This window comes from Vibrio pomeroyi (assembly GCF_024347595.1).
Classification (GTDB): Bacteria; Pseudomonadota; Gammaproteobacteria; order Enterobacterales; family Vibrionaceae; genus Vibrio; species Vibrio pomeroyi.
On record NZ_AP025507.1, the window covers coordinates 576489 to 592419 of the forward strand.

12 protein-coding genes are annotated in these 15931 nt (G+C 46.0%); 3 read left to right on the top strand and 9 right to left on the bottom strand.

Features of this window, described 5'->3' with window-relative positions:
• Positions 1–153: 153 nt before the first annotated feature.
• The 3 genes from OCV12_RS18765 to dsrO are packed head-to-tail and all read right to left on the bottom strand — an operon-like array spanning position 154 to position 5212.
• Positions 154–3246 (bottom strand): tetrathionate reductase subunit A, encoded by a 3093-nt coding sequence (locus tag OCV12_RS18765; protein WP_261886880.1) that lies wholly within the window; start codon positions 3244–3246, stop codon positions 154–156.
• A 14-nt stretch (positions 3247–3260) separates the two neighbouring features.
• The gene (gene nrfD / locus OCV12_RS18770) at positions 3261–4409 is read right to left on the bottom strand and encodes an NrfD/PsrC family molybdoenzyme membrane anchor subunit (RefSeq protein WP_261886881.1); all 1149 of its coding nucleotides are present in this window, start codon (positions 4407–4409) and stop codon (positions 3261–3263) included.
• Complete coding sequence (gene dsrO / locus OCV12_RS18775; protein WP_132969118.1) at positions 4406–5212, bottom strand: sulfate reduction electron transfer complex DsrMKJOP subunit DsrO; 807 nt, start codon at positions 5210–5212, stop codon at positions 4406–4408. Before dsrO ends, nrfD begins: the two co-directional genes overlap by 4 nt.
• A gap of 259 nt (positions 5213–5471) precedes the next feature.
• Between dsrO and OCV12_RS18780 the strand changes: the two genes are divergently transcribed.
• The 3 genes from OCV12_RS18780 (at position 5472) to OCV12_RS18790 (ending at position 9514) form a co-directional block, all read left to right on the top strand.
• The gene (locus OCV12_RS18780) at positions 5472–7373 is read left to right on the top strand and encodes a sensor histidine kinase (protein WP_261886882.1); all 1902 of its coding nucleotides are present in this window, start codon (positions 5472–5474) and stop codon (positions 7371–7373) included.
• Positions 7374–7384: 11 nt separating this feature from the next.
• On the top strand, positions 7385–7987 hold the full coding sequence (locus OCV12_RS18785; RefSeq protein ID WP_261886883.1) for a response regulator transcription factor: 603 nt from the start codon (positions 7385–7387) through the stop codon (positions 7985–7987).
• Positions 7988–8293: 306 nt separating this feature from the next.
• Entirely contained in the window at positions 8294–9514 is a 1221-nt protein-coding gene (locus OCV12_RS18790) for a tetratricopeptide repeat protein (RefSeq protein ID WP_261886884.1), read from the top strand.
• Between the two features lie 177 nt (positions 9515–9691).
• On the opposite strand, the gene sstT is transcribed toward OCV12_RS18790, so the two are convergent.
• The 6 genes from sstT to OCV12_RS18820 form a co-directional block, all read right to left on the bottom strand.
• Entirely contained in the window at positions 9692–10909 is a 1218-nt protein-coding gene (sstT, locus tag OCV12_RS18795) for a serine/threonine transporter SstT (protein WP_086714851.1), read from the bottom strand.
• A 389-nt stretch (positions 10910–11298) separates the two neighbouring features.
• Complete coding sequence (rsgA, locus tag OCV12_RS18800) at positions 11299–12363, bottom strand: ribosome small subunit-dependent GTPase A (RefSeq protein WP_261886885.1); 1065 nt, start codon at positions 12361–12363, stop codon at positions 11299–11301.
• 467 nt (positions 12364–12830) lie between these two features.
• On the bottom strand, positions 12831–13289 hold the full coding sequence (locus OCV12_RS18805) for a copper chaperone PCu(A)C (RefSeq protein ID WP_239830368.1): 459 nt from the start codon (positions 13287–13289) through the stop codon (positions 12831–12833).
• Positions 13290–13371: 82 nt separating this feature from the next.
• Positions 13372–13968: an SCO family protein gene (locus OCV12_RS18810; protein ID WP_261886886.1), complete on the bottom strand. Its 597-nt coding sequence runs from the start codon at positions 13966–13968 to the stop codon at positions 13372–13374.
• Positions 13965–14405 carry a hypothetical protein gene (locus OCV12_RS18815; RefSeq protein WP_261886887.1) on the bottom strand — a complete coding sequence of 147 codons (441 nt, stop codon included), beginning with the start codon at positions 14403–14405 and terminating at the stop codon, positions 13965–13967. The genes OCV12_RS18810 and OCV12_RS18815 overlap by 4 nt, the downstream gene beginning before the upstream one ends.
• A gap of 197 nt (positions 14406–14602) precedes the next feature.
• Entirely contained in the window at positions 14603–15523 is a 921-nt protein-coding gene (locus OCV12_RS18820) for a DUF368 domain-containing protein (protein WP_132969381.1), read from the bottom strand.
• Positions 15524–15931 lie beyond the last annotated feature (408 nt).

Below are 15931 nucleotides of genomic sequence, written 5' to 3' on the forward strand. Positions count from 1 at the left end.
TTGTTGCGACTAGATTGGTTGTTGAGGCTTGGATGTCGCGGATTGAATGCTATCGATGCATTAGCTGTAAAAAAGCAGAGCAACTTCGAACGGTAAAGTTGCTCTGTTATCGCCCTAGCTATGTATCAGTAGGGGCGTGTATTGGATTTGTGATTAGACTTTGTAGATCTTCGCCGGAAGCGCTTGTCTTGCTGCAGCGCCCACCACCCAATCCAACATGACGCCTTTGCCTTCTCTCGTTGGGTCAATTAAACCAATGTCATTGATGTTAACGCCATCGTTTGACTTCATCTTCACTGGTTGCTGTGTGTCACCAATCCAGTGCGCACGTTCGCCGAGTTCTTTATGGCCAAAGCCATGTTCAAAGCCTAATGTGCCCGGCTTGATGCCATCAATAACCATCGCTAACGCATGTGTGGTTGAACTCGGTGTTTCAATGGCAAATACGTCACCGGTTTTGATGCCCGCTGAAGAGGCGTCTTGCGGATGAATGTACACCGGATTCACATCCTTGATGGATTCTAAGCGTGGCGACAGGTTAGACACCGCACTGTGAATGTTGGACTTAAAGTTAGTCAGAGTAAATGGCCACTCTTTTGCTGGGAACTGCTCAGCCAATGGCGTGCCGTCTGCCAGCTTTTGTGGATACCATGTTGGGCAACCCATGTACTGTTCGCCACTGATGGTGTTGCGAGAGGTACCAAGCTTTTCATTCCAGATAGCCAGTGGCTTAGTCCATTTGTACTTCATAGTGTCATTGGTGTAGGCATTGGTTGCGTCTTCAAAACGACCGCCACGTGCAAAGATATACGCCACTTTTAGCATCTCTTCAGGCTTGAGTGTTTTGTTCATCGCAGGTACAAGGCGCTCAAGGCCAGACCAAACAATGTCTTCAGCATCCACATTCGGCACGCCGCCTTTGGCAAATGCTAAGTTAGCCGCTGAGCGTAGGTAGAAATCTTCAGCACTGTGGATACCGTGCCAATTGCCTTGGCTGTCTTTGATTGCATTTTCACCGAAACCACCTAGATCAAGCGTTTTTGCCAGATCAATAAAGAAGTTCTCTAAGTTGATGGCGCGTCCGTCTTGAGTGCGTGAGGTTTTAGGCTCAACTATCGGCCAACGAGCGGTGATCGCTTTAGTCGCGACGCCATGCCACGGTGTCGCCATGCCCCAGCTCTCGTAGGTTACTGTGTCTGGCACAAGGTAATCTGATAGTGCTGTGGTTTCATTGATGAAGGCATCGATAGAGACGATCAATCCCAGTTGCTTTGGATCCTTAAGCTTCTCGCCTAATAGGTTGTCTAACCCCGGAACGCCATAAAGTGGGTTCGCCATGTGGTTGATCCACGCTTTTGCGCGATATGGGTAGCCATCAATGGCCGCTGATAAATGCTCGGTTAACAGCGGTGCTGAGATTGGGTACCAAGGCGCACGCGTTGGGTAAGGAGATTCACCTGCCGCAACACGACGTTTGTATTCGCTGGTCTTGTGGTACGGGAATTTGCTGCGAGATAAGAACACACCTTGAGGCTTAGTTTTACCTTTGAACTTAGTAAAATCGTAACGAGGGCCTGCAACAGAAGTTGGGTAGCCGCCCGCTTTCGCCATCGCGCCGCCTTTCGCGTTGATGTTACCGATCAGCGCGTTCAGCATCAGAATAGAGAACGAGTTGTAGAAGCCATTGGTGTGCATGTTACCACCGTGAGTATCGACGACTGCTTTTGTACCGTAGCTAGTGAAGCGTTTTGCTAGCGCAATGATCTGATCTTGAGGGATTTCACACTGTTCGCTGTAGTAAGCAAGGTCATATTTGAAGGCTTCTTCTTTCAATCTTTGTAGAGAAGACTTAACACGAACGGTTTGACCATCGATTTCTACGTCTTGATCGACGAACAACGCCGCTTCATCGACCTTAATATTTGATGTTAATAGTGACGTTGTCACATTTAGTGCGACGAATGCATCATCGTCAGACATCGGTTCTCCCGTTTCTAGTAAACCAATATCCGATGTGCGAAGCATGCGCCCGTTTTGTGGGTGTTTTTCGTCGCTGATCACGAGGTGAGATGCATTACACCAGTGTGTAGTGCCTGCTTTCTGCATCGCTTGTGCGCTTGGGCGAGACAAGAAGTCGTGATTGTAGCGCTGGTTTTCGATGATCCATTGGATCATGCCTAGAACTAATGCTGAATCGGTGCCCGGTTTGATCGGAAGCCAGTTGTTGCGATCGCCCGCCGCAAGGCTTGAAGATCCTGCAGGAAGGCTTGGTGTCACTATGGTGTAGCTCAGTTTTCCGTTAGTACGCGCCTCCGCAAGCTGTCGTGCTTGGCGCTTAAACGGGTTACCCGCTTGTGCCGGAGACATACCGATGAACAGAATGAATTCAGCATTGTTGAAATCGGGTTTTAAGTGCGAGAACTTGTCTAAGTCATTCATGATCGCGCCAGAACCTGCACGGAATGCGTAGCCACAATAAGAGCCATGGTGGCCGAAGTTTCGTGTTCCGTAGCTGTTGAATGCAAAGCGTTTCAATATGTCATCACGGCCTTCATTACCCGCATTAGTCACCAACAATTGGTTGGCTTTTGGACCGTATTCAGGGTTGTTCGGATCAAGTGGTGTTTCGATGTCACGAATCGAACGTAAGCCTTCCACTTCACCTTCACCGAACAAATCACCACCTTCGGTGATCTCTGAGATAAGCTGTTCGTAGCTGATGGGTTCCCACTTGCCTTCACCACGCTTACCAACACGTTTGAGCGGTTGAGTGATTCGGTATGGGCTGTTTTGAATCTCTAACATGCCATTACCACGGGCGCAGGCTGTCGAGCGGTTATTGATACCGGACTCACCAGACAAGCCAATGTAGGCGTCTTTTACTGGTGTTTTGAACGGGATTTGCTGATCACTTGATAGTGGGTGGTACGGGTTGCCTGAGATACGTAAGATCTCGTCATTGCGATTATCGATACGTACACGCAAGCCACACAGCGTCCAGCAACCGAAACACATTGATGGTGCTACGCGTTGGTTTGGATTTGGCGAGATTTTACCTTGTTCATCGACACTGTATTCCGTCTCTAACGAATTACCGTGGTGGATGTGCTTAGTTTTCTTACCAGCTGTGCCATCGATAGCACCGTGAACCATGTGTTTTGTGGTTGTCGCATAACCTGCAGCAAAAGCTCCAACACCACCGGCAGCAAGGCCTGTTTTCAAAAATTGACGACGTTTGTTATCCATGATGATTCCTCAGACTACAAGCTATGTGAGCGGTTAAGTGGCGATGATGTATTTTGGTTTGGCTTTGATGTTGTCTTTAGTGCAGAGCCAGTTGTTCTTGTAGATCCAACAGACACGATTTCAGAGGCGAACAAGGCAAGTGCTAACCAAAGGCCACACATACCAACAATGCCAAGTAAACCTGCGCTACCCATTGGCAATTCATAAGGGAATGCACCCACATCGAAACGTGGAATGGTCTGAACTTCCATCATAGTGACCCAGCGTACCGCCCATGCTGAAACTATGCTCGCAAGTGCCACAAGGATGACGCCAAGCTTGCTTTGCGATAGACGCTGCAGCGGAAGAACCAAGATCATGCACAGCAAAATGCTGGTGGTCATGATGCCTAAATTAATGCCCCAAGCGTCGTTCTCATACAGGTTGAAGTGACCATGGTTAGATGCCCAAATCGACGTAAGAATGATGGCAAGGCCGCCCGTTAAGGTAATGGTTCTTTGTACCAGAGCGAGGTCTGTCGGTTTTAAGCTAGGCTTACTTGAAGGCAGCAGAGCCCAAATCAACAGCGTTAAACCCGTTGCAGCGAAGAATGCGGTCGTAAACCAAAGCAGCGGAGAAGCCGGTTGATTCCAAAGCGGTCGGCTCGCCAAAATTGCAATCTCTGCGCCTGTGTAAAGCGCGATACTTAAGCCCGAAACTGCCGTCACAGCAGCAAGCGCAATCATCAGTTTGGTTGAAACCTGCCATTGCCCTAGGGTTAGCCAAGACAAGCGTTTTAGTAGCGGGTTTTCACTCTCTTTAAGTTGTGCGATGTCATCACGCAGGTAAACCCAAGCCGTCGCGACAGCCAGACCAGAAAATAAAGGAAGAAACAGAGAGCCGAGTGACATCCATGACCAAGGCGTGATATGTGCGTAGAAGTGCCACGCACGTCCAGGCTGGTGTAAGTCACCTGTTAACGCTAATGGGCCAACAATTGCGCCAATGGCCATCACAAGTACAAGGGCTGAGCGGAATTGGTGGCTAGTTGAATTTTTGAAGAACAGTGCAATCAAAAACAGAATAGCCGCCGCGTAAGCTGAACCAATGTAGAAGAAATATTGAACCGCCCACGGTAGCCAAGCGATCTCTTGAGCGGGAACTAACACCTCGGTGATATTCATGCTGTCTCTCCTTGTTTGCTAGAGGATGAGTTATCAATGGCGGCTGGATCATAAATCGCAGGTTGACCTTCGATATGGCTAACGAATCGCTCGTTCATGCCGATATAGAAAACATGTGGGTTGGTGTTCTGCTCTGGCTTAAGCACCTTGATGTCGTCTTGGTTTTCATTGAGCAGACGGTTGATCTCGCTGTTTGGATCTTTCAGGTCGCCAATCACACGCGCGCCACCGACACAAGTTTCTACACAAGCGGGCAGTAAGCCGTCTTCAAGGCGGTGTGCACAGAAGGTACATTTGTCGGCGGTCAGTGTGTCGTTATTAATAAAACGAGCATCGTAAGGGCAGGCTTGGACACAGTAAGCACAGGCTACGCAACGTTCGTTGTCGACCATTACAATGCCGTCTTCACGTTGGAAGGTCGCTTGAACAGGACAAACCTTGATGCATGGTGCGTTGTCGCAGTGGTTACACAGGCGAGGCAGCATGAATGATTTCACTTCTTGTTGAGCCGTCGAACCATCATCAAGAGAGACTTCATACTGTTTTACTGTGGTTCTGAACTGGCCAATTGGTGCTTGGTTTTCAACGCTACAGCCAACAGTGCATGCCTGACAGCCCACGCATTTACGCAAATCAATCGCCATGGCGTAGCGTTTGCCTACTTCGCCTTTACGGTCTGGCTGGTTGTTATTGCGAATGGCTGTGCTTGCGACTGCGGTGTTGATTCCGGTAATGGGAATGAGCGCAGCACCGGCGGAAACTTTGCCGAATTGGCTGAGAAACCGTCTTTTCAATGAGTCCATATTGGTACCTATAAATGGGTATTCGTTCTGTTGGGCTCATTGTCAGATTTTGACCGTACACGGGGTATTGTGGATTTCCACATACCCAGATTAAAGTTGATCTAGAACAAATGCGGTTTTAGCAATCTAGCTGTTATGCTTTGTTTCAGAGGATTATTTAAGGCGACCTAAAGCATAAGTTAAGCGTGGAGCATGTCGCTAACCTAAAATGAAGCCAGAATAAATTGGATAAACAGTCCGTTTGGAGAAAGAGATTTCAGTGACCGTTCGAAAACTAATGACCGTTGTCAGCCTTTGTTGGTTGAGTCTAACTGCAGGTGTGTGTGTCGCTGCTCAATCTGAACAAGCGATAGTAGCTTCAAGCACAAGCACAAGCACAAGCACAAACCAAAACACAGATGAACCCGACCAAATTATCGAGGTTGGTGTGTTGTCGACTCGAGGTAAGCTTTCGGCGCAACAACGTTGGCAGCCAACAATGGATTGGTTGTCTGAACGCATTCCGGGTAAGCACTTTGTTCTCAAGCCTTTTAATTTGGAAGAGATGGCGGAAGCAGTAAAAGATGTCGCGGTCGATTTTGTTGTCACCAATCCCGGCCAAGCAGTTCGTTTAGGACGTCAATACGCGCTCTCTTGGATGGCGACCATGACCAGTCACAATTACGACGATCAAGGTGTTAGCAGCACGCGCAGTATCGGTTCTGCATTAGTGGTCAGAAGAATGTCACCGTATATCTCGTTTGAACAACTGAGTGGAAAGCCAATTGCAGCTGTCTCTGAAAATGCGTTTGGCGGCTACCTGACTATGCGCTACCAAGTCATGCAAGAAGGGCTCAATCCTAATCACTTTTTCTCTAATACTCAGTTCTTGGGTTTCCCGATTGACGCCAGTTTGTACCAATTGCGAGAAGGACACATTGAGGCGGCAGTCGTCCCCGCTTGTTTGGTTGAAAATATGATTAGCGAAGGTTTGCTGGTGGCTGGGCAATATCGAATCATCGGTAATCAAGCGCCTGAAGGCTTCCGGTGCCAAGTGTCTACACCTCTGTATTCCAACTGGTCGTTTGCCAAAACAGAACGAGCCTCTTCGGCACTGGCTAAACAAATGAGTCAGGTGTTGTTTTCAATGCCAAAGAGCAGTGCACCAGCCATTGCAGCGAACGCCTCGGGTTGGACATCACCAACCAGCCTGCTTTCCATCGACAAGCTGTATCAGCAGCTCGACATGCACCCACTGCAACAGCCATGGTGGAAGGAAGCGTTAATCTGGCTTAAGTTCAACCAACAATGGGCATGGGCATTCTTCATTCTGGTGGTGTTACTGAATGCTTACCACTTCTGGTTAGAGTACAAATTCAGCCGCAGTAAAAAGCAGTTGGAAGCCACGTTACACAAGCTAAAAAGTAAGAGCGAGCAGCTAGAACACTCTCAACGAATCGCGGTGGTTGGTGAGTTAGGAAGCAGTTTAGCGCATGAGATCAATCAGCCCTTGGCAGCGATTCGTAACTACAGCGAAGGCGGTTTATTACGGATTTCGAAGAACAAACCATTGACCGATATTGAACCTGTTTTTGAGAAGATTCAGTCGCAAGTGGATAGGGCAGACGCGATCATTCAACGCTTAAGAAACATGATAAAGAAACGCTCATCTGAGAAGTCGCAGACTGACATCGAACAGTTACTTACCGACACCATTGAGTTACTGCAATTCCGATTACAGAAACACAAGATAACCATTGAGCGCCACGCCGTAGGTAAGCCTATTGAGCTGTATGTTGATTCGGTGGGGCTACAACAAGTGATTGTAAACCTGATAAACAATGCGACCGACGCATGTAATGCACAACAGCACCGCCAACAAAGCGCTACGTCTGATATTGATAATAAAAACAGTGAACCCGCGACAATTAAAGTGATTACCGAGTATCAACCGGATAAAATGATGTTGTCGGTAATCGATAACGGTACGGGCTTAGATTTTACTGAGCAGCAGGTCACTCAAGCCTTTGTGAGTAGCAAAGAAAACGGTTTGGGGTTAGGGCTTGCAATCTGCCAAGACGTGATTGAAGACCACAGCGGTCAAATGACCATTAAGTCACTGACTCCTCATGGTTGTCACGTTGCAGTGACGTTACCTTTTTCTCTTTCAAATGATTCATAAGGAATCTTGCTATGCCTGAACTTCATCAAACGTTGCCGGTTTATGTGGTTGATGACGATGAGTCGATGCGTGACTCACTGGTGTTCTTATTGGAAGAGCATGATTTCACGGTGTCAGCCTATGAAGATGGACCAAGCTTTTTAGGCTCTGTGGATCTCACAAAGCCGGGCTGTGTAGTGCTAGACAGCAGAATGCCAGAGATGAGAGGGCAACAAGTTCACGAGTTGATGGTGAAAGCACAGAGCCCGCTGTCGGTTATCTATCTGACAGGGCATGGCGATGTGCCAATGGCGGTAGAAGCCTTGCAAGCAGGCGCGGTAAACTTCTTCCAAAAGCCAGTGAAAGGGGGTGAATTGGCCGAAGCAATCAAGCAAGGTTTGGAGGCTTCTGAAAAGCATCTTCACATGAATGCGTACCGCCAAGCTTATGCGTCGTTGACCGAAAGAGAAATCGACATCCTTAAGCAGATCATTGATGGCAAGCGTAACCAGAAAATCGCCGATGAATTATGCATCGCGATGAGAACAGTCGAGGTACACCGAGCAAGCTTGATGAAGAAATTCTCAGCGAAGACGGTTGCAGAACTGGCTTACATTTACGGGCAATTGACTTAACTATCACTGTGCGAAATCCCTGATGAAAAACCATCAATTTTGTCACCGACATTTAGGTTTTTTCTGATGAAAGAGGGTCTTCATTTAACCCCTATATTGAAGCAAGATCACACCCTTTAGGGAGTGCATACCGATAGGCCTCTGCAGACTTTTTATCGTTATGTATTCCTGAGATACTGAACTAAGTTCATTTTAAGGTGGAACGCGTTAATAACGGCGTTTTTCCCTGTAATTCGAAACATTCACTATGGTTGATGACGCCTCGACATCGAGATTTGTATCAGCCGAGTTAGGTTAAAATATTTTATGAGTACAATGGGAATCGCAATTGGTGCGACGGCTCTTTCGTTAATACTTGTGGCCGTGTGGCTGATTTCTTTATCGCTAAGAAAACAGCGCTTGGAACAAGAGCGCAAAGCTCGTGCGGTCGCTTACCGAAAAGCGATTGAAAAAGCGCGCATCCAAGAGCAAAAAGAGCGCCATTTCAAAGCAGAAACCGGACATGTTCCGTCGATTCTGTATTTAGCGAAAGAGGCCGAACGTAACAATATTAAGGAAGCCTTATATTGGTACGACAAAGCCGCGCATTTAGATAATGTCAACGGCATGTATGGCATTGTGCGTTTGAGTATGAAGCGCAAAGAAGACCTGATTTTAAGAGAAAAAGCTAATTTCTGGCAGCTGGCGATATCGGCGATGGATAATGACCTGGTGGCGAAATTTGAGATGGGTAAAGCACTCGTTTCTGGGCGCGGAACCGATAAGAACATCCCCAAGGGTTACACCTATATCGAAGAGTCGGCAATGGGCGGGAACACCGAAGCTATGCTGTTTATGGGCGAGTGGTGTCTAGACAAAGAAAACCCAGACTACTCCGCCGAAAGCTCGTTTGAGTGGTATCACAAGGCCGCTGAAAAAAATAACCTAGACGGCAAGATTAAACTGGGTATGAGCTATTTGAACGGTGTTGGTGTTGAGCCTAATCACGGTGAAGCAGTGTACTGGTTTGAAACTGCAGCGGAAAAGAACAGCGCAGAAGCCATGTTTAGAGCAGGCGAAGCTTGGATTGACCATGGTGAACACGGCAATGCGATTGCTTATATTTGGCTATTCCTGTCGGCTCATTTTGGCTACTCAGAAGCGAAGCATTTGCGGGATAAAGTTGGTGGTGAACTGGGTGTCGATGCCGTCGTGGGCTTACAAGCTCTAACTAAGCCGATCATGACTAAGTTAACTCAAGAAGCGATCACCAAGCACTCAATCATTAAAGCGCTTAATAAGCTCTACAAGCGTAATATACCGATTCCTAAGAAAGTCAAAGAAACGTCTGATGAAGAAGGCGAAGCATTAAACGTAGATGCGAGCCATTTAGATAAACAAACTTTGAGTGCTCAAGATACGAATGTCGATTACAGCCAGCAACCTAACACTGAACAAGCATCATCAGAGAGTCAAGCGACCCCAAATAGTGACCCTCTAGACTTTAGTCAGTCTGCAGTTGAGTCTAACTGGAACAGAAACCAGTAAGCCCGGCTCATTGGCTTGATAGGTTCTCCTATGGAGCCAATGACTAGGAGCTATTAAGTGATGTCGTTTCAGCTTTAACCACGAAAATCAGACAACAAAAAGGGAAGCAGATGCTTCCCTTTTTATTTGCGTGTTGTTTGCTTTAAGAGCTAAGAGCTAAGAGCTAAAACCAACAGCTTATGATGCTTTGTTCTGCTCAGCTTTACATACTGCAGCAGTGAACACTACGTCAGTTGAGCTGTTAAGCGCTGTTTCAGCAGAATCTTGAATCACACCGATAATGAAACCTACCGCAACAACCTGCATCGCTACATCGTTAGAGATACCGAATAGGCCACAAGCAAGTGGGATAAGCAGTAGTGAACCGCCAGCAACACCAGAAGCGCCACATGCCGATACCGCAGCCACAAGGCTTAGTAGAATCGCTGTGAAGATATCAATCTCAATACCCATTGTGTGTACAGCTGCAAGCGTTAATACAGTGATGGTGATTGCAGCACCTGCCATGTTGATCGTTGCGCCTAGAGGAATCGATACAGAGTAAGTATCTTCGTCTAGGTTTAGCTTCTTACAAAGGTTCATGTTTACTGGGATGTTTGCAGCACTTGAACGGGTGAAGAATGCTGTTACGCCAGATTCACGAATACATTGCAGTACGAGTGGGTATGGGTTCTGTTTTGTTTTCACAAATACAAGCAGTGGGTTAACCACAAGTGCGATGATCAGCATTGAGCTTAGTAGAACCGCCAGCAGTTGACCGTAGCTTGCTAGAGCATCGAAGCCCGTCGTTGCGAATGTCGTTGAAACAAGACCAAAGATACCGAATGGCGCAAGACGAATGATGAAGCGAACAATGTGTGAAACACTGTGGCTTAAGTCTTCGAAAACCGCTTTGGTTGTTGCAGATGCGTGGTGCAGTGCAAGGCCAAGACCGATTGCCCAAGCAAGAATACCGATGTAGTTCGCGTTCATTAGCGCGCTAACTGGGTTATCTACAAGCTTGAATAGAAGAGTATGAAGAACCTCAGCAATACCTTGAGGAGGGTTAGCACCTTCAGCGCCCGCAACCAGTGTCAAAGTGGTTGGGAACATGAAGCTTAGTACTACAGCAGTCAGTGCAGCAGAGAAGGTACCAATCAGGTAAAGCACAATGATTGGACGCATATGGGTATGCTGACCTTTCTTTTGGTTTGCGATAGAAGCTGCAACAAGAATGAATACTAAAATTGGGGCAACAGCTTTCAGAGCACCAACAAACAGACTACCTAGTAGGCCTGCGTCTTGAGCTGCTGAAGGAGAAACCATGGCGAGAACGACACCGAAAACAATACCAGCAAGGATCTGTAGGACAAGATTCCCACGAGCGATGCGGGCGAGCATGTTGTGATTTTGCATAAAATACCTGCAATTGTTAAATTATTATAGTGATGTATCTTTTATAAAGTTGTACCAAATCCAACTATACACTAGTGGAATGGGCGGTCATATTAGCGGGATCTTAGAGGGTGTCTAGGAATAGTTTACTTTTAGGGTGATTGTTTGCGCTACGTGGTGTTTTTAGAGCTAAATGTTAAATAATTGTATTTTGATTGAGCTATAAATCTGCGGAACTACATTTATTAGACCTAATATACTGTAAATTTAGAAATGTAAATGCTCATAGGTAAGAACATTGTGTGCATAAATAGTCGCTTTGCTACCAAATTGAAACAAAAAGCCCCACGTGTTTAACACGGTGGGGCTTAGTCGTTTAAATAAAGCGTATTGTGATTAACCTGATTGGTTTAGTCGGTCGCTTTTTTTATGTTTCGGCTTTCTGATTGTACGGTTTTGTACATCTTGGAAAGCTGTTTACTGTTCGCGCGTTGCTCTGCCAATGAGGCGCCATTTCTGGCTTGCTCTCTCAATAACTTTTGATAGTTAGTAAATCGTCTTTCAGACAAATCACCCTCCTCAATGGCTTTGCGTATCTTGCATCCAGGTTCTGATTCATGATGACAATCAGAGAAGCGGCAATGCATGGCTAACTCTTCGACATCAGAAAAGGTTTCACTTACACCTTCAGCGCAGTCAGCAAGTTGTAGCTCTCGCATTCCTGGAGTATCGAGCAGTAATCCCCCTGATGTTAGCAAGTGGAGCGATCGTGATGTGGTTGTATGACGGCCTTTGCTGTCGTCTTCACGAATACCACCCGTGGCTTGTTGAGTTTCACCAAGCAATGAGTTTACTAGCGTAGATTTGCCCACACCAGATGAGCCCATCAAAGCGACGGTTTTGCCTGTTTTACACCAAGGTGACAAGACTTGAGTTGATTCTTGGTCTAGGCTGTTCACCGCTTCGATCATCAGCATAGAATCTAAGCTTTGCACTTGTTGTACTTTGTCTTCGTAGTCGTCACACAAGTCTTTCTTGGTGAGTACGATAACCGCTTCAACCTGTGCTTCATTAGCGAGTGCTAGGTAGCGTTCGATACGGCTTAGATTAAAGTCATTGTTTAACGAAACCACGATAAAAACCGTGTCGATGTTGGCTGAGATATATTGTTCTGCGACGCGACTGCCCGCTGCTTTACGGCTGAAGAGCGATTGACGTTCTAGCAAGCGGTCAAATTGCAGCTCAGAGTTCAAGATTACCCAGTCGCCAACCGTCATTGCGGGTTGGTTTTGATGGATAGGTAGAACGATTTCGCCTTGTTCTGACGCCAGTGTATAGCCGCTGCGATGGTGCGCGGTGATACGAGCAATGACGGAGTGGTCATAGTCTTCGAGTGTCAGTTGTTGTTGGAATACAGGTTGCCATCCAAGCTGTTGAAGTGACATTGGATGAGAAAATGCGTTTTGTGAATTCATGTTTATTTACCCAGACGTACGAGCTTTCTTTTCTTGTAAGAGCATTAACATCTTGTGAGATCTCAGGTTATTGACGAGGTCAAAAAGTGTTGATGAGATAAAAGCATCGAAACGTCAAAAATGTTTTGAGCTTGGGTCGAATTCAAATAGATAGGACCCCGGATTTAGTCATGCGTTATTGAGCATGCAGGTATCGATCACTTATAGATCAATAGTAAACCGGGTAAAAGTGTGCGGTAGCCAGTCGATGGCTTGATGTTGGTCGTTCTAGATTAAAGTTTGCTTAACCAAATAAATTAACGCGTTACTTTTACTGCCAGTTTTAGTGTTTTCATTACAATCATCTTCTATTCTCCTTGGTTATTAATGTGGTCAGGCTTTGAATAAAAAGCGAACTCATTTTAGCAAAAAGCCACGATGGCGAGAAGTCATCGTGGCTTAATTTATTTCATTGATTGTGAATCCGATTAGTGATGATCGTGATTCATCTTTTTCATGCCGCTCATTACTTTCTTAACAGGCGCTTCAAAGGTTTGCGTTTCACCGTTAGCGAAAGTCAGAGTCATCTCGATCTGCTCACCTTCTTTTAGACCATCTTTTAGGTCGAACAACATAATGTGCAGGCTGCCAGGTTTAAGTACCGCTTCACCATTCGCAGGGATTGTGATCTCTTGAACTTGGCGCATCTTCATTACGTCGCCATCAACGATAACATCATGAAGCTCTACCTTGCCTGCTGCGGGTGTAGTTGCAGAGACAATAGCGCGATCTTTATCGCTGTGGTTCATCAGAGTCGTGAATACCGCGCTGTTCACTGCTGAAGGCGGTGTTGCACGAGCGTACGCGTCGTGAACCATAATATCGCTGTTCGCGTGAGCAAAGGGAGTGAGCAATAAGCCTGCTAGAGCAAGTGCTTTTAACTTCATGTTGTTGTCCTTATTTTTATGTTTTGGTCTGGGACCTGACTTTATGTTTGAACTTTATTCGTTAAGTTCTTTGTTTTTACGTTTACTGCGTCAACTTGTTGATGGCTTCAACAATTGGTGCAGGTGTTAACGTGTGCGGTACTTTAGTAATCAAGGTACCGTCGGGCTTTAAAAAATAAAAATATGAGCTGTGGTCAAGGGTGTATTCCAGCTCTGAACCCTCAAGCTTGGTCTTTCTGAAAATAACACCGTAGTTATGTGCAAGCGTTGTTGTCACATCTAACGGGCCACTTAACCCTTCCATCATTGGGTGGAAGTATTGTGCGTATTCGTAAGAAGCTTCTGCGGCATCGCGCTCAGGATCAAGAGAGACAAACATCGGGCGAATCTTTGCTTTTGCTTCATCTGACACTTGGTTAAGTGCGCCGGCTAACATTGCTAGTGAGGTAGGGCAGACATCTGGGCAACGTGTGAAACCGAAGTAAACGATACGAATTCTGTCGTCGGTTTGGTCAAAGATTTCCGTTGGCTGATTATCTTGACCAAAAAGGGTTGTTGCGGAGAACTCTTGCTTTGCAGCGTGCTGTTCTTGAGCTTCGTTTTGTCCATCAAGGTAACTTTTGACACCAAAGCCAAGTACAAACGCTACCACTAATGCTAACGACCAATTCTTACTCATCTTGCCATCCTTATTGCAGGGTTTACGGTTTCAACACCATCGGTGAGTTCGCCAAGCCAAGTCATTTTATCCATGGTACATACAGGTAAAATTACATCACCTTCATAGGTATTGTTGCCAATATTCTTTAATTGAAAACGTGCTGATCCCATTTCCATTTCTAAGCCAGTGAGTGACAGCATTAATGTTTCAGATGCTGCGCCTTCCCAAACGACTTTGATTTTAGTCGGAACCAGAGGTTGTGCCGTCTCATGTTCAAGCGTCATCGCAACAGCATTTTGCTCACACGATTCTGTTGAAAGCATGCAGTAATCATCTAAATTAACGTCAGCAGGTGTGTGTACCATCGCTGATTTAAAATGCTGAATTGCTTGCGGCCCATAAAAGCCTGCCACGAGAGCGATTCCAAGAGCTGCAACCTTTAATGCTGGGTGCATGTCGTGTTCTCATCTAATTTTATAAGAGCGGCGATGTTATCACACCCCTCAATACGTGCTTGTATCAAAAAGCAATTTTGTGCGTATGGTAGATATAAAAAAGCGAAGCCATAAGCTTCGCTTTGATTCAATTCACAAGGTGCGTCGCTATCTAAGTTCGGCACCCTACATGCTAACTTCAGCACGATTGTTAGAGGTTAGTCAGCATTGCGCTCAGCAAACTTTTCTAAACCCAGCACTAGCGCGATAGCCACCAACATCATGATCACCGATAAAGTGAGCTGAGAAGGTTGAGACGTTACCGCTTCGAAATTGAACGGAGATAGGTTCTCTTGAATCAGTGGCACTTGCTCACCTTTCGAGTTGATACGCCAACTGATGGTCTCTTTCCAAGGCCAGATCTTAGGTAACGTACCAATCATCAAACCCGTTAAAAACACCAATGTGAAATCGCGGAATGAGCGTAGTAACCAAGAGAGTACGTGCGAGAAAGTCAGTAGACCAATCACACAGCCGCCAAGGAATAGCGCAAGTACATCGATTTGAAACGATTTAACAGCGCCAAGCACTGGGCCATACATACCAATCAGAAGCAGAATAAAGCTGCCTGAAATTCCCGGTAGAATCATCGCGCAGATCGCAATCGCACCCGCAATCAAGATGTTGATACTGGTCGGCTCCATTTGCAGTGGCTTAAGCACAGTAATGCTGTAAGCGAAGGCAACACCAAGCAGTAAAAAGACGAATCGAATCATATCGCGCTTTTCTACTTGCTTAAGAATATGGAAAACCGACACCAAGATTAGACCAAAGAAGAAAGACCACAGTGGAACAGGGTGCGTGACCAATAACCAAGAAATCAGTTTTGCGAATGTTGCAATGCTGGTGAATACACCCGCGAACAGTGAAATCAGGAAGAAACCGTTGATGTGGTTAAACGCAGCTTTGAAGCCTTCGCGTTTCCATAAGCCAAGTACGCTAGGGTTAATTCTGCGAATGCTTTCTAGCAGCGTATCGTAGATACCAGTGATGAATGCGATGGTTCCGCCCGACACGCCAGGGACAACATCGGCTGCGCCCATTGCCATGCCTTTGAAAAAAGTACTTAAGTAGTTCATTGCTTCATAGAGTTGAGGATGATTTTGTGCAGTATACAAACTTTAGTGTAAAAAAAGTATGAATATGCCACTGGGTCGATGCTTTTATTACCGCTTTAACTGTAAGGCAATAAGTTGAAGTGAACTTTGGCCTAATATTTAAAATACAACCACTTAGTGATTTGTCATTAAGAGTATCGATGAAACTAGTCTCTTATCGATATTGCATCTTGGTTGCATTATGCAAATGCACTTTGCAATTCGCATGTGAAAATCGCGGTTTTTATGCGATGCAGGGCTTATAAAACGCTAAATTAAAGTTGGCACGCTAACTGCATTATATTAACTGACCCTTCTTAAGCCGAGGGTCACCTAGCCAACTGACGTTGTTAGTGAACTTATGATTTGTTCACAAATATATAGAGCCAA